Genomic DNA, 19,558 nt, shown 5'->3' with positions numbered 1-19,558 from the left:
TTCGCGAGCAAGCCCGCTCCCACATTTGAATGCATTCCAGGTGTGGGAGCGGGCTTGCTCGCGAAAGCGTCAGCTCAAACGATGAAGAATTTACTCATCGTCGTCGAAGTTGTAACTGCCCGGCGCGAGGTTTTCGAAGCGGGTGTACTTACCGATAAAGGCCAGGCGGATAAAGCCGATCGGGCCGTTCCGCTGCTTGCCGATGATGATTTCGGCGATGCCCTTGTGTTCGGTTTCCGGGTGATACACCTCGTCCCGGTACACGAACATGATGACGTCGGCGTCCTGCTCGATCGCTCCGGATTCCCGCAAGTCGGAGTTCACCGGACGCTTGTTGGGACGTTGTTCCAGGGAACGGTTGAGCTGCGACAGCGCCACCACCGGGCAGTTGAATTCCTTGGCCAGGGCTTTCAGGGATCGCGAAATCTCGGAAATCTCGTTGGTCCGGTTGTCACCGCTGGAGCCGGGAATCTGCATCAGCTGCAGGTAGTCGATCATGATCAGGCCGACGTCGCCGTGCTCGCGCACCAGACGCCGGGTCCGCGCGCGCATTTCCGACGGGCTGATGCCGGCGGTGTCATCGATGAACAGCTTGCGGTCGTTGAGCAGGTTGACCGCCGAGGTCAGGCGCGGCCAATCGTCGTCTTCCAGTTGGCCGGAACGCACCTTGGTCTGGTCGATACGACCGAGGGACGAGAGCATACGCATGATCAACGATTCACCTGGCATCTCGAGGGAGTACACCAGCACCGCCTTGTCGCTGCGCAGTACGGCGTTTTCCACCAGGTTCATCGCGAAGGTGGTTTTACCCATCGACGGACGGCCGGCGACGATGATCAGGTCGGACGGCTGCAGGCCACTGGTCTTCTCGTCGAGGTCGGTATATCCGGTGGACAGACCGGTAATCGCGTCGGCAGTGTTGAACAGGGTGTCGATGCGATCGATGGCCTTGGTCAACAGTTCGTTGACCCCCACCGGGCCGCCGGTCTTCGGCCGCGCCTCAGCGATCTGGAAGATCTGCCGTTCGGCTTCGTCGAGGATCTCTTCGGCTGTACGGCCTTCAGGGTTGAAGGCGGCGTCGGCAATTTCGGTGCTGATACCGATCAGCTGGCGCAACGTCGCGCGCTGGCGAACGATCTGCGCATAGGCTTTGATGTTGGCGACGGACGGCGTGTTTTTCGCCAGTTCGCCGAGGTAACCGAGGCCGCCGACCTGGGACGTCTGACCTTCCTTGTCCAGTTGCTCGGCAAGTGTCACGACGTCGATCGGCATGTTCTGATCGGCCAATTTGGCGATCGCACGGAAGATCAGACGGTGGTCATGTCGGTAGAAATCGCCGTCGGAGACTTGATCGAGCACGCGTTCCCAGGCGTTGTTGTCCAGCATCAGACCACCGAGTACGGCCTGTTCGGCCTCGATGGAATGCGGCGGCACCTTCAGGGCAGCGGTTTGCAGATCGTATTGCTCGGGAGCGGTGATTTCGTTCATGGCCACTTGGAGTCAGGTTTGAAAACGGGAGTACCAGAAAGACAAAGGGCACGACCTGTAAACAGGATCGTGCCCGATGTTACCGGCAAGCACCCGAGGGTGCCAGCCGACAAGTATTGCTTAAGCTGCTACCACGACAACGCGTACGGTGGCTTCAACTTCGGCGTGCAGGTGCACAGCCACGTCGAATTCACCCACGTTGCGGATGGTGCCGTTCGGCAGACGAACTTCGCTCTTCTGCACTTCAACGCCGGAAGCGGTCAGTGCGTCAGCGATGTCGTGAGTACCGATCGAACCGAACAGCTTGCCTTCGTCGCCAGCGGTGGCAGTGATGGTCACTTCCAGCTCGGCCAGTTGGGCAGCACGGCTTTCAGCCGATGCTTTACGGTCTGCGGCGGCTTTTTCCAGCTCGGCACGACGCTCTTCGAACGCAGCCAGGTTGGCAGCGGTCGCAGCGGTAGCCTTGCCGAAAGGCAGCAGGTAGTTACGGCCGTAACCGGCCTTAACGTTTACTTTGTCGCCCAGGTTGCCCAGGTTGGCGATTTTTTCCAGAAGGATCAGTTGCATGTGGAAATCCTCTTAACTTTTAACCTTCACCGTTCGCGTTATCGGTGTCTTTCGACACGTGACGACCGCGAAAATCAATCAGGCTGTCGACAATGGCCAGAACCACGAGCAACGGATAGAGCAGCTGCATGAACAACAGCAGCGTGACGTACAACCCCACCAGCCAGAAACCGGCCAGTCGCTTCTGCCCGACCAGCCCGTGAATCAGGGCGAGTCCGGCGAACACCAGCGGTACACTGCACAACGGCGTCAACATGGCCATCTGTGCACCGAGATTCGGGCCCAGAAGCATCAACGCCAGCAGCAACATCGCCGGCCCCAGCGGGATCCGGATGGCGCGAAACTCGCGACCAAAACCACCCGGGTTGTACAACAACGCCTGCCAATGCCGCCCGACAATCAGGCTCAGCACGCTGACGATCTGCAACAGAGCCGCAATCAGTCCGGTCAGGACTGGTGCAATCAGGGACGCGAAGCGCGCTTGCTCATCGACCGACAATTGCTTGTAGGTTTCACCAAGAAGCGCCGGCATGACCTTTATCAAGGCCTGCGCGAGCATCTCGATCTGGGCCGCAAACGCTGCCCCGAGCACCACTGAAAACACCACTCCAATCACTACGCTGACCAACAGCGTGCGAACCCAGGACTCGCTTGCGCGCAACACCAACGCAAGCCCCGAAGACCCCAGCAGCACCAGAAGTGCCCGTGGATCATCGGCATACAGCCACCAGACCAAAGCCGGCAGCAGCCCCAGAGACAGAACACCCAGGGCGTCCGTCAGTCCGCGCCGCAGAAGCACCAGGCTCCCGGCGGCAGCACCCAACCAATACAACAACGGCAATGTTGCACATCCGGCCACCACGAGAGTGGCCTGCATACGGCCTCGCATGATGAACTCAGCTAAGGCACGCATGCATTCAATCCTTTGCTACTTGTCGACTGCCCGGTCTCAGCGGCCGTGGCTGTCGGTGTAGGCCAGCAGGGCCAGGAAGCGGGCGCGCTTGATAGCGGTGGCCAGCTGACGCTGATAACGAGCTTTGGTACCGGTGATGCGGCTTGGAACGATTTTGCCGGTCTCGGATACGTAGGCTTTCAGAGTGTTGAGATCTTTGTAATCGATCTCTTTCACGTCTTCAGCGGTGAAGCGGCAGAATTTACGACGACGGAAGAAACGTGCCATTTGATAGGCTCCTTAAAAGGTCCGTGGATTACTCGTCAGCGTTATCGCTGTTGTCGCTGTCATCACCCTCAACGCCATCAGCGTCGGAGTGCTCAGGACGGTCGCGACGCTCACGGCGCTCACTGCGGTTTTCTTCAGCCTTGAGCATCTCGGACTGGCCGGTAACGGCTTCGTCGCGACGGATGACCAGGTTACGGATCACTGCATCGTTGTAGCGGAAGTTGTCTTCCAGCTCGGCCAGGGCCTTGCCAGTGCACTCAACGTTCAGCATCACGTAGTGAGCCTTGTGAACATTGTTGATTGCGTAGGCCAGTTGACGACGGCCCCAGTCTTCCAGACGGTGGATTTTGCCGCCGTCTTCTTCGATCAGCTTGGTGTAACGCTCAACCATGCCGCCGACTTGCTCGCTCTGGTCAGGGTGGACCAGAAAGATGATTTCGTAATGACGCATGAATGCTCCTTACGGGTTGTAGCCTGCCGCTCAAAAACGGTCAGACAAGGAGTGAATGACACTTATGGACTTGCTGGCGCGGGGCACATGCGTGCCTGCCGTCACAGCAAGGGGCGCAATTGTAGAGAAGGGACTGCGGAGGTGCAAGGCAATTGGTGATTATTTGAACAACCACCATTTCTTTGCCTTCGCACAAAACACTGTGGGAGCGGGCTTGCTCGCGAATGCGTTTCATCAGGCAACATTATTGTTGTCTGACACACCGCTTTCGCGAGCAAGCCCGCTCCCACAGTTTGTTTGCGTACAGCCTTAATTCTTGGCTGCAGCCTTGGCCTTGGCGCCGCGTTGACGCTGTGCTTCGAACAGACACACACCGGTGGCCACGGACACGTTGAGGCTGCTGACGCTGCCGGCCATCGGCAGGTTCACCAGATAGTCGCAGTGCTCGCGAGTCAGGCGACGCATGCCTTTGCCTTCGGCGCCCATGATCAGGATGGTCGGGCCGGTCAGGTCCTGGTCATAAATGCTGACCTCGGCCTCACCCGCCGTGCCGACCACCCACAGACCGCGCTGCTGAAGCTTTTCCAGAGTGCGCGCGAGGTTGGTCACCGCCACCAGCGGAATCACTTCCGCCGCGCCGCAGGCCACTTTACGCACCACCGGCGTCAGGGTTGCCGACTTGTCCTTGGGCACGATCACCGCCAGCGCGCCGGCAGCATCCGCCGAACGCAGGCAGGCGCCGAGGTTGTGCGGGTCGGTCACGCCGTCGAGCACCAGCAACAGCGGTGCGCCTTCGGTACGGTCGAGCAGCTCATCGAGCATCGCCTCGCCCCAGACCTGGCTCGGACTGACGTCCGCCACCACGCCCTGGTGCACGCCTTCAACCCAGGCGTCCATTTCGCGGCGCTCGGCCTGACCGATCTGCACACGATTTTCGTTGGCCAGTTCGATCAGGGTCTGCACGCGCGGATCGTTGCGGCTTTCGGCCAGCCAGATCTGCTTGACGCGTTTCGGGTGGTGACGCAACAACGCTTCTACCGCGTGAACGCCGTAGATTTTTTCCAACTGACTCATGACTTCGCCTTCGGTTTACGCGACCCGCCACTTTTGGCTGGAGCCGAACCCGCTTTTGGCGGGCCTTTACGGTGTTTGCTCGGTTTGGCTGGCTTGCCGCCGACGGCCTTCTCAGGCGCCGACCGTCCGGTCTTTCCCCCAGACGCCGCTTTACCACCGCTTTTGGCTTCGGCCAGCAAGGCCTTCTTCAATTCACGGCTTTTGCGCAGCTCGGCATTTTTCGCCACGGCATCGCTCGGGCGATAGGCCTCGACAGCTTTTTCCTTGGCCGGACGACGGCTAGCGGTTTTGGCCGGAGCCTTGTCTTCCACAGCCTTGCTCGCAGGCGCTGCGGTATCGGCGCCACGTTTCTTGCGACCAATCGGTGCGCTGATGGTTTTTTCGGCCATCTCGAAGTCGATCTTGCGCTCGTCGAGATCGACGCGCATCACGCGCACTTCAACGGTATCGCCGAGACGGAAGCTGCGACCGGTGCGCTCGCCCGCCAGGCGGTGATGCACAGGGTCGAAGTGGTAGTAATCGCCTGGCAGCGCGGTGACGTGCACCAAGCCTTCGACGTAGATATCGGTCAGCTCGACGAACAGACCAAAACCGGTCACGGCGGTGATCACCCCCGGGAACGATTCGCCCACGCGATCTTTCATGAACTCGCACTTGAGCCAGTTCACCACATCGCGGGTGGCTTCGTCGGCACGGCGCTCGCTCATCGAGCACTGCTCGCCGAGTTGCTCCAGCGCCGCTTCGTCGTACGGATAGATGCGCGCCTTCGGAATGGTCATCGCCCCGGCACGACGAACGTGCGGAGTGTCCTGTTTCGAATGGATCACGCTGCGGATGGCGCGGTGCGTGAGCAGGTCCGGGTAACGACGGATCGGCGAGGTGAAGTGGGTATAGGCTTCGTAATTCAGGCCGAAGTGGCCTTCGTTCTGGGCGCTGTACACCGCCTGGCTCAGGGAGCGCAGCATCACGGTCTGGATCAGATGGAAATCCGGACGGTCCTTGATGCTCGCCAACAGGGCCTGATAGTCCTTTGGCGACGGGCCATCCTTGCCTTTGTGCAGGGACAGGCCGAGCTCGCCGAGGAACGCGCGCAGTTTTTCCAGACGCTCCGGTGGCGGGCCGTCGTGGACACGGTACAGCGCGGGGATTTCGTGCTTCTTGAGGAATTCGGCGGTGGCCACGTTGGCCGCCAGCATGCATTCCTCGATCAGCTTGTGCGCATCGTTGCGGGTGGTAGGACGGATTTCGGCAATTTTGCGCTCGGAACCGAAGATGATCCGGGTTTCCTGGGTTTCGAAATCGATCGCGCCACGCACGTGACGGGCAGCCAGCAACACTTTGTACAGCGCATAGAGCTGCTTGAGGTGCGGCACCACGTCGGTGTATTCGCCGCGAAGCTTGCGCGCTTCGGTGGCTTTCGGGGTTTCCAGCATCGCGCTGACCTTGTTGTAGGTCAGACGGGCGTGGGAATGGATCACCGCTTCATAGAAGCAGTAGTCGGTCATTTCGCCGGACTTGGAGATGGTCATCTCGCAAACCATGGCCAGACGATCGACGTGCGGGTTCAGCGAGCACAGGCCGTTGGACAGCTGTTCAGGCAGCATCGGCACCACGCGCTCGGGGAAATACACCGAGTTGCCGCGTACCTGGGCTTCGTTGTCCAGCGCCGAACCGATCTTCACGTAGCTGGAAACGTCGGCAATCGCCACGTACAACTTCCAGCCGCCGGAGAACAGGCGCAACTTGCCCGGTTTGGCTTCGCAGTAGACCGCGTCGTCGAAGTCGCGGGCATCTTCGCCGTCGATGGTGACGAACGGCAGATGGCGCAGGTCGACACGCTTCTCTTTGTCTTTTTCTTCGACTTCCGGCTTGAGCTTGGCGGCTTCTTTGAGTACCGCTTCAGGCCAGACATGCGGAATGTCGTAGGTACGCAGCGCGACATCGATTTCCATGCCCGGCGCCATGTAGTTGCCGACCACTTCGACCACATCGCCTTGCGGCTGGAAGCGCGGCGTCGGCCAGTGGGTGATTTTCACCTCGACGAACTGACCGATCTGCGCGTTGGCGTTGCGGCCTGGCGTAACCAGCACTTCCTGCTGGATCTTCGGATTGTCGGCAACGACAAAACCGATACCGCCCTCTTCGAAGTAGCGACCGACGATCGTTTCGTGGGCACGGGACACCACTTCGACGATCACGCCTTCACGGCGGCCACGACGGTCGAGACCGGAAACACGGGCCAGCGCACGATCGCCATCGAACACCAGACGCATCTGCGCCGGGCTCATGAACAGGTCATCGCTGCCGTCGTCCGGCACCAGGAAGCCGAAACCGTCACGGTGGCCGCTGATGCGGCCGAGGATCAGGTCGAGCTTGTCCACCGGCGCATAGGTGCCACGGCGGGTGTAGATCAATTGAGCGTCGCGCTCCATGGCGCGCAGGCGGCGGCGCAGGGCTTCGATCTGGTCTTCTGTGGTCAGACCAAACTCTTCAACCAGTTGCTCGCGGGCAGCAGGCGAACCCCGATCGGCGAGATGCGCCAGGATCAGTTCGCGGCTGGGAATAGGGTTTTCATATTTTTCCGCTTCACGAGCGGCCTCGGGATCGAGGGACTGCCAATCGGCCATTAGAGAGTTTTCACCTTGTCTATATGCGGGTTAGTTTGGCATAGGCGCCATCAAACGGGAAATTTCCGACTATATAAGGCCCTTCTGGAGCCTTGTATCGACGCCTGAAAGCCCTTTTGAACACCGCTGGTAAAAAAATTCATTTTTTTTGCTGACAGGGGTTTACAGTTAAAAAGGCGCTCCGTATAGTGCGCGCCATCGACGACGTACATACGTTGACGAGATGCCCAGGTGGTGAAATTGGTAGACACGCCAGCTTCAGGTGCTGGTGACCTTACGGTCGTGGAAGTTCGAGTCTTCTCCTGGGCACCAATTTCGAGTTTGAGACTAGATCAGTTTCAAGACTCACACAAAACCCGCGAAAGCGGGTTTTTTGCATTCTAAGGAACGGGTTTGTTAAAACTGATTAATTAAAATTAAATCAGGGGTTTACAGATCAAAAAGCGCTCCGTATAGTGCGCCACATCAACAGCGGCAACGCTCGCGATGAATGCCCAGATGGTGAAATTGGTAGACACGCCAGCTTCAGGTGCTGGTGACCTTACGGTCGTGGAAGTTCGAGTCTTCTTCTGGGCACCAATTCAAACTCAAGGTTACGACGTTGAGTTTCCCAAAAACCCGCGAAAGCGGGTTTTTGCGTTTCTGGCGTTTGAAAACCTGCAGCTCCCTCGCCACACATGATCACCAGATCATGCTCTAGCAAACCTCCGCCCTCGTCGCAAGGCGCACTTGAGAAACAATATCGTTTATCATTGTTGCAAGTTTTTGCAATGCGACAGTGAGGAACCCTGCGAATGATGTTTCGAAATACCCTGCGCCGCGGCTTGACCTTCACCCTGCTCGGCCTGGCACTCGCCACTCCCCTCACCCAGGCAGCCGATGCGGTTTCCCTGACGCTCTACAACGGTCAACACAAGGAAGTCGGCGATGCGATCGCCAAGGCTTTCGAGGCCAAGACCGGCATTCACGTCAACGTACGCAAGGGCAGCAGCAACCAGCTCGCCAGCCAGGTCATCGAAGAAGGCGACCGTTCCCCCGCCGACGTGATCTACACCGAAGAATCTCCTCCGCTGAACAACCTCGGCGAGCAAGGCCTGCTGGCCAAGACTGACGACGCCACGCTGGCCGTGCTGCCCAAGCAATACGTCGCCGGCAACGGCACCTGGATCGGTGTCACCGCGCGGGTTCGCGTGGTTGCCTACAACCCGAAACTGGTCGTTGAGAAAGACCTGCCGAAGTCGGTGATGGAATTCTCCGATCCAAAGTGGCAAGGCAAAGTCGGATTCGTCCCGACCAGCGGCGCCTTCCAGGAACAGGCCGTGGCGATCATCAAGATGCACGGTCGCGACGCCGCTGAGGAATGGCTGACCGGGCTGCGCGCTTTCGGTAAAACCTACAGCAACAACATGGTCGCCCTCAAAGCCGTGGAAAACGGCGAAGTCGCTACGGTGCTGGTGAACAACTACTACTGGTTCGCCCTGCAGCGTGAGAAAGGCAAACTCGACTCGAAACTGCATTACTTCACCGGCGGCGACGTCGGCGGACTGATCACCGTATCCAGTGCTGCCGTGCTGAAATCCAGCAAACATCCAAAAGAAGCCCAGCAATTCCTTGCCTACATGGCCAGTGAGGAAGGCCAGCGCGTGATCACTCAGACCACCGCCGAATACCCGCTGCACAAAGGTATGGAATCGGATCGCGGGCTCAAGCCGTTCAGCGAATTAGAAGCCCCGAACGTGACCCCGGCCGACCTGGGCAACGCCGAAGAAGCGCTGGAGCTGGAACGTGAAGTTGGCCTGAACTGATGGCCGCATCGTTATCCACCCCCGCCGCGCGCGGGGGTTACGTACCACGACGCAAGCGCCCGTCGATCTGGCTGGTGCTGCCGGTCTTATTGCTGGTGATCATGAGCCTGTTGCCTCTGGCCTATGTCGGCCTGAAAGCCTGGCAGGCCGGCTGGGCCGAAGCGCTGCACCTGTTGTGGCGCCCTTACGTATTCGGTCTGCTGCGCAACACCCTGGCGTTGATGGTCGGCGTAACGCTGACTTGCGGCGTGATCGGCCTGTCACTGGCGTGGCTGCTGGAGCGCAGCAATCTACCGGGACGTCGCCTGTGGGGGGTGGTTCTGTGCTTGCCGTTCGCGGTGCCGGCGTTCGTCAGCAGCTTCACCTGGGTGTCGTTGAGCGCGCAGTTCGAAGGCCTCGGCGGGGCGATTCTGGTGATGAGCCTGTCGAAGTATCCGCTGATCTTTCTGCCGGTCGCGGCGACCCTGCGCAACCTCGATCCGTCCCTTGAAGAATCGGCTCGCACCTTGGGACAGAATCGCTGGGGCGTGTTTTTCCGCGTCACCCTGCCGCTGCTCTGGCCGTCGCTGCTGGCTGGCTCGCTGCTGATTGCCCTGCACATGCTGGTCGAGTTCGGCGCGCTGTCGATCATCGGCCTGCAAACCTTCACCACCGCCATCTACCAGCAATTCGAACTGGAATTCAGCAACGCCAATGCGGCGATGCTTTCGGCGGTGCTGCTCACGCTGTGTCTGATGCTGCTGTGGCTGGAGCTGCGGGTGCGCGGTAAAGGGCGCCATGTGCGCACCGGCCAGGGTGCAGCGCGTCGAGCCGAGCAAGTGCGGTTGGGACCGTGGGCGGTTGCCGGTCAGTTCTATTGCCTGTTGCTGGCGATTGTCGGTAGCGGGATTCCGCTGGGAATGCTCGCGTACTGGCTGGCGGTGGGCTCATCGGCAGCGTTCCCGGTCGCGGCGATCACCGAAGCCCTGCTGTCTTCGCTGGCCTTGTCGCTGGGTGGCGCAGCGCTGTGCCTGCTGCTGGCGGTGCCGGTCGGGTTGCTGGTGGTGCGTTACAAGGGCCAACTGGCGATCTGGGCCGAACGCTTGCCGTATCTGCTCCACGCCTTGCCGGGCCTGGTAATCGCGCTGACGCTGGTCTATTTCGCCCTGCACTACGTGCCGGCGCTGTACCAGACCTCGACATTGCTGCTAATCGCTTATGCGCTGCTGTTCCTGCCATTGGCACAGGCGCCGATTCGCACGGCACTGAACAAGGCTGCGCCGCAGCTGGAGGAAGCGGCACGCACGTTGGGGGCATCGTCATTCACCGCGTTTTGCCGGGTGACCCTGCCGATCATCTTCCCGGCACTGGGTGCGGCGTTTGCGCTGGTGTTTCTGGATGCGATGAAGGAATTGACGGCGACGCTGCTGCTCAGTCCGACCGGGCTGAACACGCTGGCGACCGAGGTCTGGGCGCATACGGCAAATGTCGAGTTCGCGGCGGCAGCGCCTTATGCGGCGTTGTTGATTGTGGTGTCGGGGTTGCCGGTGTATCTGCTGACGACGCGGATGTATCTGAGCCGCTGAAATCGCCTTCGCGAGCAAGCCCGCTCCCACAGTTTGACCGAGTCCCACCAGAGGAATGCGATCGAATGCGGGAGCTGGCCTGCTCGCGAAGGGGGAAACATCAGGCCCTGAACTGTCCCAGACTGGCCTTCAGCTGCGCCGCCAGCCCATCCAGCACCTTGCCACTGGCCGTGGTTTCCACCACCGCCTGCGCCGCTTTCTCGGCCTGGGCATGAATCGTTTCGACCCGCCCACGCACTGCCTGCGCGCCCTGCGCCTGATGCGCCGCTGCCTGCGTTGCCAGACCGATCGCCGCATGCACCTGCTCGACCGAGGCCTGCACTGACTGCTGCAACCGTGCGCTGTCGCGTAACACCAGCAAACCTTCGCTGGCCTGACGCCCCGCCTGGCCGATCGCTTCGACCGCCTCACGCGCGCCCTGCTGCAACGCGACGATGTGCGCCTGAATGTCACCGGTCGAGCTTTGCGTCTTGCTCGCCAGCGCGCGCACCTCGTCCGCGACCACGGCAAAACCGCGGCCGGTCTCACCGGCCCGCGCCGCTTCGATCGCCGCATTCAGGGCCAACAGGTTGGTCTGCTCGGCGATGCCGTGAATCACCGTCAGCACCACTTCGATCTGTTCGCTCTGCTGCGCCAGTCGCTCGATGACTTTCGCCCCGGTATCAACCTGCCCTGCCAGCGCCTCGATCAGGCTGCCGACTTTCGCCGAGGTACGAGTGTTTTCATCGGTGGCCTGGCGAATATCCACCACCTGCTTCAACGCCGCCTGCATGGCATGGCTTTCCGATTGCGCCTCGTCAGCCATTTGCGACAGCGCGCGCAGGCTTTCCGCCACTTCGTCACGCTGCATCCCGGCCGCTGCGTCGGCACCGGCATTGCGCAGGGTCATGGCGCCGATTTCCACACCGGTACGCTGGGCCACGTCGCCCGCCTCGCGCACGATCGGCTGCAACTTATCCACAAAGCGATTGACCGCCGAGGCCATGTCGCCGATTTCGTCCTTGCTGTTGATCTGCACGCGCTTAGTCAGGTCGCCCTCGCCTGCCGCCAGATCGTCCATCGCCGCATTGAGCATCTTCAAGCGATTGACCACCCGGTGCCCCAGCACCACCGCCAGCAACAGCAGCACGCCACAGCCGACCAGCGCCAGACCCATGCCGATCCGCCAGCGCAAGGTCGCAGCGGCGTCCTGTACCGTGCTGGTGGTATTGGCTTTCATTTCGGCAGCGGTGGATTGCGCCGACTGCAGGCGCGCCTGCATTGCCGTCGCGCTGTCGGCGGCGGCGCCCTTGAGGCTGTCGCCCACCAGTTGATCACTGCTGGCGATCAGCGCCGAGAAGCGCTGGTCGAGCGCCGCCAGATCGGTTTCCACCGACGCGGTCGAGACGCCCATCAGCACTTTGCCGATTTCCACGCCGTTAGGGTTGATCGAGGCTTCGAGGTAGTAGACCGACGGATCGTTTTTCGCCGCGTCCAGCACCTTGTCCAGCGCGCGCTCGCCCTGGCCTTTTTCCAGCAAAGCCTTGTTGATCGGATTTTCGCGGTTGAGGTAACGCGTCAGGTGTTGACCGGTGGCATCGTCGTAAACCACGAACAACACGTTGGGATTGCGCTGGGCGCGACGAGCAAATTCGGACAGGGTCGGCACGTCGCTGTCCCACATGGCGCGCGGCGCCACCGAGGCGAGCAACTGAGCCATGTCATTGGCCGAGTCCTTGAGATCTTTTTCCAGTGTCGTACGCAGTTGCGCCTGCTCCTCCTTCAGACGGGAAGACAGGCCGGCGGTCAGACGCTGCCGGGTACTTGAGGAAAGGTTATCGAGGCTTGAGGTGACCTCACGCCCGGCCTGTTCCAGCTCGCCGGAGAGCTTTTGGCTGTCAGCGCCCAGACGAGTGCCGAGATCGGCCTCCAGCGCCGTGACCGTGCTTCGTGTCAGGGCGACTGCCACCAGCACTTGCACCAAAAGGGCGATACCAAGGGTAACGAACACGGGCCGCAACAAACGGCTTTGTAACAGTGAGAGAACGGCCGACACTGTGAATCCCTCTACTTCTGACGCCATTAATTTGATGGCACTCTTGTAGGAAGATTTACAGCAAAGGTCATGCCGTCCAACAGGCATAAACGACAAAGGCCCCGATTAAGGGGCCTTTGTTTTTTACATCAACGACTTATCAAGCGAACGGATGACGCAGAACGATGGTTTCGTTGCGATCCGGGCCCGTCGAAATAATGTCGATCGGCGCGCCGATCAACTCTTCAACGCGTTTGATGTAGGCACGAGCATTAGCTGGCAGCTCTTCCAGGGTTTTGGCACCCACGGTCGATTCGGTCCAGCCCGGCACTTCTTCGTACACAGGCTGCAGGCCCACGTAGCTGTCAGCGTCGGTCGGCGCCACGGCATTGCCTTGCGCGTCCTTGTAGCCGGTGCAGATGTTGATGGTTTCCAGACCATCGAGTACGTCCAGCTTGGTCAGGCAGATGCCCGAGATACTGTTCACATCGATAGCGCGACGCAGGATGACGGCGTCGAACCAGCCGCAACGACGGGCACGGCCGGTGGTAGCGCCGAACTCGTGACCTTGCTTGGCCAGATGCGCACCCACGTCGTCGAACAGCTCAGTCGGGAATGGACCCGAACCGACGCGAGTGGTGTAAGCCTTGGTGATGCCCAGGATGTAGTCGAGGAACATCGGGCCAACGCCCGAACCGGTCGCCACGCCACCTGCGGTGGTGTTGGAACTGGTCACGTACGGGTAGGTACCGTGGTCGATGTCGAGCAACGAACCCTGAGCGCCTTCGAACATGATGTCTTTGCCGGCGCGACGCAGGTCGTGCAGCTCGGCAGTCACGTCGAGCATCAGCGGCTTGAGCAGCTCAGCGTATTCCTTGCACTCGGCCAGAGTCTTTTCGAACTCGATGGCCGGCTCTTTGTAGTAACCGACCAGCATGAAGTTGTGGTAATCCACCAGTTCACGCAGCTTGTCTTCGAAGCGCGGCATGTTCAGCAGGTCGCCCACGCGCAGGCCACGACGTGCAACCTTGTCTTCGTAAGCCGGGCCGATGCCACGACCGGTGGTACCGATCTTCAGCTCGCCACGGGCTTTTTCACGGGCCTGGTCCAGCGCCACGTGGAAGGACAGGATCAGCGGGCAGGACGGGCTGATACGCAGGCGCTCGCGCACCGGTACGCCTTTCTCTTCCAGCTTGGTGATCTCACGCAGCAGGGCGTCAGGTGCAACCACCACGCCGTTGCCGATCAGGCACTGCACGCCTTCGCGCAGCACGCCCGACGGGATCAGGTGCAAGACGGTTTTCTCGCCGTCGATCACCAGGGTGTGGCCAGCGTTGTGGCCACCTTGGTAGCGCACTACGGCGGCAGCATGTTCGGTCAGCAGATCAACGATCTTGCCTTTGCCCTCATCACCCCATTGGGTGCCCAGGACTACGACATTCTTACCCATAACACTTGTCCTCATTCGCGCAAACTTGGTGCCGGCGATGGCCGGCAGGAAAACTCAAGAAGCCAGTGGCGATACTTGCCAAAGCCCGTTCTGCTGAATCAATTGCCGGTCGCAGTCCGCATCACGGGCGGCGGCCAAAGGTTGTCCAGGCAATGCCTGAACGACACGCTGACCCTCACTGCGCAACTGGCAAACCTGCTGCCAGAGTGCCGCATCCGTACTGTCAGGCATCCAGATACCGCCAGACGGTAGCTCGATCTCAGCACGCCCCAGGGTCACCAGGGTTTTCAAATCGGTAGAGAAGCCGGTCGCCGGACGGGCACGACCGAAGTCGGCGCCGATGTCGTCGTAACGACCGCCCTGAGCGATGGACTGGCCCACGCCCGGGACAAACACCGCGAACACCACACCCGTGTGGTAGTGGTAGCCGCGCAGCTCGCCCAGGTCGAAGTACAGCGGCAACTCCGGGAAACGCGTCGCCAGACGATCGGCGATCTCCAGCAAATCTTCCAGCGCCGCCAGAACCGGCGCCGGTGCATTGGCCAGACGCTCACGGGCCGCACTCAGTACTTCACGTCCGCCACACAGATCGACCAGCGCCCGCAGCATGCCGGACAGATCGGCCGGCAGGCCTTCGGTCAAGGTAATGACCTCGTCGATGGCCTTGCGTTGCAACGCATCGAACAACTGCTGCTCGACTTCACCGGACAGACCGGCGGCGCGCGCCAGACCACGGTAGATGCCGACATGGCCAAGGTCCATGTGTACATCCGGCACATCGGCCAGTTGCAGCATGGCGAGCATCAGGCTGATCACTTCAACGTCGCTGCTCGGGCTGGCATCGCCGTACAGCTCGGCACCCAGTTGAATCGGACTGCGCGAGGACGACAGTGCACGCGGCTGGGCATGCAGCACGCTGCCGGCGTAGCACAAGCGGCTAGGGCCTTCGCGACGCAGGGTATGCGCATCGATGCGCGCCACTTGCGGCGTGATGTCGGCACGGAACCCCATCTGCCGACCCGACTGCGGGTCGATGACCTTGAAGGTACGCAGATCCAGGTCCTGGCCCGCACCGGTCAGCAGGGATTCCAGGTACTCGATATGGGGAGTCACGACAAACTCGTAACCCCAGCTCTGGAACAGATCCAACACCTGACGACGCGCGACTTCAATGCGCGCCGCTTCCGGTGGCAGTACTTCTTCGATGCCATCTGGCAGCAGCCAGCGGTCTACCGTTGCCATTACGCCATTCCCCTTTGATCCGGGCGGCCAGCCTGCGGGCGAGCCTTGAGTGAAGCAGAAAATGACCGATCCGTTCAAAACGCACGCGCATGAACGACGCGGCGAAAGGCCTGTTACCGGCTTCGCCCATCACTTTCCTCGAAAAACGCTCGGGCCATTCAACCCGATGCCTGCAACAAAAAACAGCAATCAAACGTGCAGACGCAAAAAAGCCGGGAATTTCCCGGCTGCCGCATCATACACACGTTTTCCCAAAGGATCACCCCGCCCGAGGTTTTAGCCGCCGGGCGGAATGATTCAGGTCAACGTCGTATCAAGGCTTGGACTTTTCCAGGTAACGGAAGAAGTCGCTGCTTGGGTCGAGAACCATGACGTCGGATTTGTTCGCGAAGCTTTCACGGTAGGCACGCAGGCTACGGTAGAAACCGTAGAACTCCTGATCCTGGCCGTAGGCCTTGGAGTAGATCGCAGCGGCCTGGGCATCGCCATCACCGCGAATCTCTTCGGACTCACGATAGGCTTCAGCCAGCAGCACGCGGCGTTGACGATCGGCGTCGGCACGGATGCCTTCGGCCAGCTCGTTACCCTTGGCGCGGTGCTCGCGAGCTTCACGCTCACGCTCGGTGCTCATACGTTCGAACACGCTGCGGTTCACTTCTTTCGGCAGATCGATGGCCTTGACCCGGACATCGACGACTTCGATACCCAGCTCTTTTTCCGCCATCTTGTTCAGCGACGCGGTTATGTCAGCCATCAGCGCATCACGCTCACCCGACACCACTTCGTGCAGGGTGCGCTTGCCGAACTGGTCACGCAGACCGGATTCCAGACGACGGGACAGACGCTCGTCGGCGATCTGCTTGAGGCCGGAAGTCGCGGTGTAGAAGCGCTCGGCATCTTTCACGCGCCACTTGGCGTAGGCATCGACCATCACGGCTTTCTTTTCCAGGGTCAGGAAGCGCTGTGTCGGTGCATCCAGCGTCATCAGACGTGCGTCGAATTTACGCACCTGGTTAACGTAAGGCACTTTCACATGCAGGCCCGGCTGGACATCGGCCTGAACCACACGACCGAATTGCAGCAGCACCGCGCGCTCGGTCTGAGCCACGATATAGAAGCAGTTCCAGCCCACCAGCACCACGACAACGCCAACGATCAGGGCGATCAGCGATTTATTGCTCATCAGCGGGTCTCCCTTGTACGTGTCTGCGGCAGGTCAGTGACATGCGGCGCGACGTCCGTGTTGTTGCTGGCGGCAGCCGAACCGGTAACCGGCGCATTGCTGCCCGAACTGTTCTGGATCATTTTGTCCAACGGCAGGTAAAGCAGGTTGCTCTGGCCGTTCTTGTTGCCGGTCACGAGTACCTTGCTGGTATTGCTGAAGACTTCCTGCATGGTGTCCAGGTACAGACGCTGGCGGGTGACTTCAGGGGCCTTGCGATACTCGGCGACCAGTTTGGTAAAGCGATCCGCCTCACCCTTGGCGCGCGAAACCGTTTCGTCGCGGTAACCGTTGGCATCCTCGAGGATACGCTGGGCCTGACCACGGGCTTCCGGCACGACGCCGTTGGCGTAGGTTTCCGCCTGGTTGCGCGAACGCTGCTCGTCTTCACGGGCGCGGATCACGTCGTCGAAGGCTTCCTGCACTTCACGCGGTGCCGCTGCGCTCTGTACGTTGACCTGGGTGACGGTGATACCGGTGCGATAGGTATCGAGGAAACGTTGCAGACGCTCCTTGATTTCGCTGGCCATCAATTCACGACCTTCGGTCAGCACCTGATCCATGGCGGTCGAACCCACCACGTGGCGCAGGGCGCTGTCGGTCGCATGCTGCAGACTGATTTCCGGCTGATCGACGTTCAGCACGAAGTCCTGCAGGTTGCTGATCTTGTACTGCACGGTCAGCGGCACTTCGACGATGTTCTCGTCTTCAGTCAGCATCTGGCCCTGCTTGGTGTAGGCACGCTCACGCGTGACGTTTTCCATGTACTTCTTGTCGATCGGCGGGAAGTAGATGTTCAGGCCGGGGCCGACGGTCTCGTAGTACTTGCCGAAGCGCAGCACCACGGCTTGCTCCTGCTCGTCGACCACATAGACCGCGCTGTACAGCCAGACAGCCGCCAGCACCACGAGGCCGATGCCGAGCAGACCGCCGAAGCCGCCACCACTCCTGCCCGAACCACCGCCGTCATCACCACCGCGTTTCTTACCACCACCGAACAACCCGTTCAGGCTTTCCTGCAGCTTTCGGAAGGCCTCGTCGAGATCCGGTGGCCCCTTGCGGTCGCCGTTATTGCGGCGCTTGCCACCCCAAGGATCCTGATTATTCGAGTTGCCACCCGGCTCATTCCAAGCCATAGCGCTCTCCATCTGATAAAGCAAAGACGCACCCACGGCGCGCCGACCAATGCTACAGAATGCCTGCCGTTGCGGCACAACCGCTTTGCCAGGCTTTTATTGCAAAGTGTGTTGCTCGATGAATTCCATCGGCTGCAATCCTTCGCGGCTTACCAGTCGATTCAACTCGACCCGGGGCAAACGAACGGCCAGCAGGCAGATGCCTTCTTCGTCATGCTCTTCTTTCTGTACCGCACCGAGTTCGAAGAACTGCGCACGCAGTCGAGCGAACCGTTGCGGCAAGCGCAATGTCCCCACAAACAAATCACTGCCCAGCAACTCGGCAATGGCTTGCTCAAGCAATTCCAGCCCCGTGCCATCGCGCGCCGACAGCCAGACCCGCTGCGGTTTGCCATCGGCATCGCGCTGGATCTGTGGCTCAACGCCTTCAAGCAAATCGAGTTTGTTGTATACCTCGAGGATCGGCAAGTCCTGGGCTCCGATCTCGCCCAGTACCACCATCACCTGCTCGATCTGCAACATGCGATCCGGTTCGGCCGCATCGATCACGTGCAACAGCAGGTCGGAATTGCTCGACTCTTCGAGCGTAGACCGAAATGCCTCGACCAGCTTGTGCGGCAAGTGCCGAATGAACCCTACCGTGTCAGCCAGAACGATCGGCCCCAGGTCGTCCAGTTCCAGACGGCGCAGGGTCGGGTCGAGGGTGGCGAACAACTGGTCGGCCGCGTACACCTCGGATTTGGTCACGTTATTGAACAGCGTGGATTTGCCGGCGTTGGTATAGCCCACCAGAGACACGGTAGGGATATCCGCACGGGAACGGCCGCGACGCGATTGCTCGCGCTGGCTGCGCACTTTTTCCAGACGACCCTTGATCTGACGCAGACGAACCCGCAGCAGACGCCGGTCGGTTTCGAGCTGGGTTTCACCCGGGCCACGCATGCCGATACCGCCACCCTGACGCTCAAGGTGAGTCCAGCCGCGAACCAGGCGGGTGCTCATGTGATCAAGCTGGGCCAGTTCTACCTGGAGCTTGCCTTCATGGGTACGGGCGCGCTGAGCGAAGATATCGAGAATCAGGCCGGTACGGTCGATCACGCGACACTCGAAAACACGTTCGAGGTTACGTTCCTGACTGGGCGTGAGAATGTGATTGAAAATCACCAGATCGGCCTTTTCGGCATGGACCAGGTCGCGTAATTCCTCGACCTTGCCGCTGCCAATCAGGAATTTGGCGGTTGGCCGATGACGCGGTACGTTAAAAAACGCAACGGTCTCGGCGCCCGCCGAATTAGCCAATTCCTGAAACTCCTGCGGATCTTCGCGCGCCTCAGGGTCCTGACCTTCCAAGTGAACGAGGATGACTCGCTCACCACCACCGTGGCGCTCAAAGAACAAAGGAGACTCCTATCAGGCGTTACCTGGCTCAGCGTCACCCGCATCGGATTCGGTTGCGCTAGGCAGACGAATTGGACGTACTGGCACGACTGTCGAGATAGCGTGTTTGTAAACCATCTGGCTGACGGTGTTTTTCAGCAGGATAACGAACTGGTCGAACGACTCGATCGTGCCTTGCAGTTTGATACCGTTGACCAGGTAGATGGAAACCCCAACTTTCTCTTTACGTAAAGTATTCAAGTAAGGGTCTTGTAGCGAATGCCCTTTTGACATGTGCCGCACTCCTTTAAGGATTCAATAATAAAAATAGGTAATTCAGATGGCTTTGGCCGCCACACC

16 protein-coding genes and 2 tRNA genes are annotated in these 19,558 nt (G+C 60.2%); 4 read left to right on the top strand and 14 right to left on the bottom strand.

The window, feature by feature from the left end:
• Positions 1 to 90 precede the first annotated feature (90 nt).
• The 7 genes from dnaB to rnr all read right to left on the bottom strand — a co-directional run bounded on the left by dnaB (position 91) and on the right by rnr (position 7,387).
• Positions 91 to 1,488, bottom strand: coding sequence for a replicative DNA helicase (dnaB, locus tag E4T63_RS02795; RefSeq protein WP_047600693.1), 1,398 nt, complete (start codon positions 1,486 to 1,488; stop codon positions 91 to 93).
• A gap of 120 nt (positions 1,489 to 1,608) precedes the next feature.
• Entirely contained in the window at positions 1,609 to 2,055 is a 447-nt protein-coding gene (gene rplI, locus E4T63_RS02790) for a 50S ribosomal protein L9 (RefSeq protein WP_003221136.1), read from the bottom strand.
• Positions 2,056 to 2,074: 19 nt separating this feature from the next.
• Positions 2,075 to 2,968, bottom strand: a complete 894-nt coding sequence (locus tag E4T63_RS02785) for a hypothetical protein (protein ID WP_027611422.1) — start codon at positions 2,966 to 2,968, stop codon at positions 2,075 to 2,077.
• Positions 2,969 to 3,004: 36 nt separating this feature from the next.
• The gene (gene rpsR / locus E4T63_RS02780; RefSeq protein WP_002551829.1) at positions 3,005 to 3,235 is read right to left on the bottom strand and encodes a 30S ribosomal protein S18; all 231 of its coding nucleotides are present in this window, start codon (positions 3,233 to 3,235) and stop codon (positions 3,005 to 3,007) included.
• Between the two features lie 28 nt (positions 3,236 to 3,263).
• The gene (gene rpsF, locus E4T63_RS02775; RefSeq protein ID WP_003221133.1) at positions 3,264 to 3,686 is read right to left on the bottom strand and encodes a 30S ribosomal protein S6; all 423 of its coding nucleotides are present in this window, start codon (positions 3,684 to 3,686) and stop codon (positions 3,264 to 3,266) included.
• Positions 3,687 to 3,995: 309 nt separating this feature from the next.
• Positions 3,996 to 4,760 (bottom strand): 23S rRNA (guanosine(2251)-2'-O)-methyltransferase RlmB, encoded by a 765-nt coding sequence (gene rlmB / locus E4T63_RS02765; RefSeq protein WP_135294838.1) that lies wholly within the window; start codon positions 4,758 to 4,760, stop codon positions 3,996 to 3,998.
• A complete protein-coding gene (gene rnr, locus E4T63_RS02760; protein WP_027611420.1) occupies positions 4,757 to 7,387 on the bottom strand; it encodes a ribonuclease R in 2,631 nt (876 codons plus the stop codon). The genes rlmB and rnr overlap by 4 nt, the downstream gene beginning before the upstream one ends.
• 225 nt (positions 7,388 to 7,612) lie before the next feature.
• Here rnr and E4T63_RS02755 point away from each other — a divergent pair.
• The 4 genes from E4T63_RS02755 (at position 7,613) to E4T63_RS02740 (ending at position 10,757) form a co-directional block, all read left to right on the top strand.
• Positions 7,613 to 7,699: transfer RNA gene (locus E4T63_RS02755), tRNA-Leu, on the top strand.
• A 180-nt stretch (positions 7,700 to 7,879) separates the two neighbouring features.
• Positions 7,880 to 7,966 (top strand) — tRNA-Leu (locus tag E4T63_RS02750).
• 215 nt (positions 7,967 to 8,181) lie between these two features.
• On the top strand, positions 8,182 to 9,192 hold the full coding sequence (locus E4T63_RS02745; protein WP_135294837.1) for an extracellular solute-binding protein: 1,011 nt from the start codon (positions 8,182 to 8,184) through the stop codon (positions 9,190 to 9,192).
• Positions 9,192 to 10,757: an ABC transporter permease gene (locus E4T63_RS02740; RefSeq protein WP_135294836.1), complete on the top strand. Its 1,566-nt coding sequence runs from the start codon at positions 9,192 to 9,194 to the stop codon at positions 10,755 to 10,757. The genes E4T63_RS02745 and E4T63_RS02740 overlap by 1 nt, the downstream gene beginning before the upstream one ends.
• Before the next feature lie 100 nt (positions 10,758 to 10,857).
• On the opposite strand, the gene E4T63_RS02735 is transcribed toward E4T63_RS02740, so the two are convergent.
• From E4T63_RS02735 to hfq, 7 genes are all read right to left on the bottom strand, one after another.
• Entirely contained in the window at positions 10,858 to 12,792 is a 1,935-nt protein-coding gene (locus E4T63_RS02735) for a methyl-accepting chemotaxis protein (RefSeq protein ID WP_098966935.1), read from the bottom strand.
• 139 nt (positions 12,793 to 12,931) lie between these two features.
• Positions 12,932 to 14,221 (bottom strand): adenylosuccinate synthase, encoded by a 1,290-nt coding sequence (locus E4T63_RS02730; RefSeq protein ID WP_003221122.1) that lies wholly within the window; start codon positions 14,219 to 14,221, stop codon positions 12,932 to 12,934.
• Between the two features lie 54 nt (positions 14,222 to 14,275).
• The gene (locus E4T63_RS02725; RefSeq protein ID WP_047600701.1) at positions 14,276 to 15,463 is read right to left on the bottom strand and encodes an ATP phosphoribosyltransferase regulatory subunit; all 1,188 of its coding nucleotides are present in this window, start codon (positions 15,461 to 15,463) and stop codon (positions 14,276 to 14,278) included.
• 313 nt (positions 15,464 to 15,776) lie between these two features.
• Positions 15,777 to 16,646, bottom strand: coding sequence for a protease modulator HflC (hflC, locus tag E4T63_RS02720; RefSeq protein WP_027611416.1), 870 nt, complete (start codon positions 16,644 to 16,646; stop codon positions 15,777 to 15,779).
• A complete protein-coding gene (hflK, locus tag E4T63_RS02715) occupies positions 16,646 to 17,821 on the bottom strand; it encodes an FtsH protease activity modulator HflK (protein ID WP_007967435.1) in 1,176 nt (391 codons plus the stop codon). The genes hflC and hflK overlap by 1 nt, the downstream gene beginning before the upstream one ends.
• Before the next feature lie 96 nt (positions 17,822 to 17,917).
• Positions 17,918 to 19,219, bottom strand: coding sequence for a ribosome rescue GTPase HflX (gene hflX / locus E4T63_RS02710; RefSeq protein WP_003221114.1), 1,302 nt, complete (start codon positions 19,217 to 19,219; stop codon positions 17,918 to 17,920).
• Between the two features lie 12 nt (positions 19,220 to 19,231).
• The gene (gene hfq / locus E4T63_RS02705) at positions 19,232 to 19,492 is read right to left on the bottom strand and encodes an RNA chaperone Hfq (RefSeq protein ID WP_003221112.1); all 261 of its coding nucleotides are present in this window, start codon (positions 19,490 to 19,492) and stop codon (positions 19,232 to 19,234) included.
• Positions 19,493 to 19,558: the final 66 nt, after the last annotated feature.

This window comes from Pseudomonas fluorescens, from assembly GCF_004683905.1.
GTDB lineage: Bacteria > Pseudomonadota > Gammaproteobacteria > Pseudomonadales > Pseudomonadaceae > Aquipseudomonas > Aquipseudomonas putida_A.
This window is presented reverse-complemented; position numbering and strand designations above follow the sequence as displayed.

What these genes read in the sequence shown, in the direction of transcription:
- dnaB (WP_047600693.1), bottom strand. Translation starts at nt 1,488, where the DNA reads ATGAACGAAATCACCGCTCCCGAGCAATACGATCTGCAAACCGCTGCC.
- rplI (WP_003221136.1), bottom strand. Translation starts at nt 2,055, where the DNA reads ATGCAACTGATCCTTCTGGAAAAAATCGCCAACCTGGGCAACCTGGGC.
- E4T63_RS02785 (WP_027611422.1), bottom strand. Translation starts at nt 2,968, where the DNA reads ATGCGTGCCTTAGCTGAGTTCATCATGCGAGGCCGTATGCAGGCCACT.
- rpsR (WP_002551829.1), bottom strand. Translation starts at nt 3,235, where the DNA reads ATGGCACGTTTCTTCCGTCGTCGTAAATTCTGCCGCTTCACCGCTGAA.
- rpsF (WP_003221133.1), bottom strand. Translation starts at nt 3,686, where the DNA reads ATGCGTCATTACGAAATCATCTTTCTGGTCCACCCTGACCAGAGCGAG.
- rlmB (WP_135294838.1), bottom strand. Translation starts at nt 4,760, where the DNA reads ATGAGTCAGTTGGAAAAAATCTACGGCGTTCACGCGGTAGAAGCGTTG.
- rnr (WP_027611420.1), bottom strand. Translation starts at nt 7,387, where the DNA reads ATGGCCGATTGGCAGTCCCTCGATCCCGAGGCCGCTCGTGAAGCGGAA.
- E4T63_RS02745 (WP_135294837.1), top strand. Translation starts at nt 8,182, where the DNA reads ATGATGTTTCGAAATACCCTGCGCCGCGGCTTGACCTTCACCCTGCTC.
- E4T63_RS02740 (WP_135294836.1), top strand. Translation starts at nt 9,192, where the DNA reads ATGGCCGCATCGTTATCCACCCCCGCCGCGCGCGGGGGTTACGTACCA.
- E4T63_RS02730 (WP_003221122.1), bottom strand. Translation starts at nt 14,221, where the DNA reads ATGGGTAAGAATGTCGTAGTCCTGGGCACCCAATGGGGTGATGAGGGC.
- E4T63_RS02725 (WP_047600701.1), bottom strand. Translation starts at nt 15,463, where the DNA reads ATGGCAACGGTAGACCGCTGGCTGCTGCCAGATGGCATCGAAGAAGTA.
- hflC (WP_027611416.1), bottom strand. Translation starts at nt 16,646, where the DNA reads ATGAGCAATAAATCGCTGATCGCCCTGATCGTTGGCGTTGTCGTGGTG.
- hflK (WP_007967435.1), bottom strand. Translation starts at nt 17,821, where the DNA reads ATGGCTTGGAATGAGCCGGGTGGCAACTCGAATAATCAGGATCCTTGG.
- hfq (WP_003221112.1), bottom strand. Translation starts at nt 19,492, where the DNA reads ATGTCAAAAGGGCATTCGCTACAAGACCCTTACTTGAATACTTTACGT.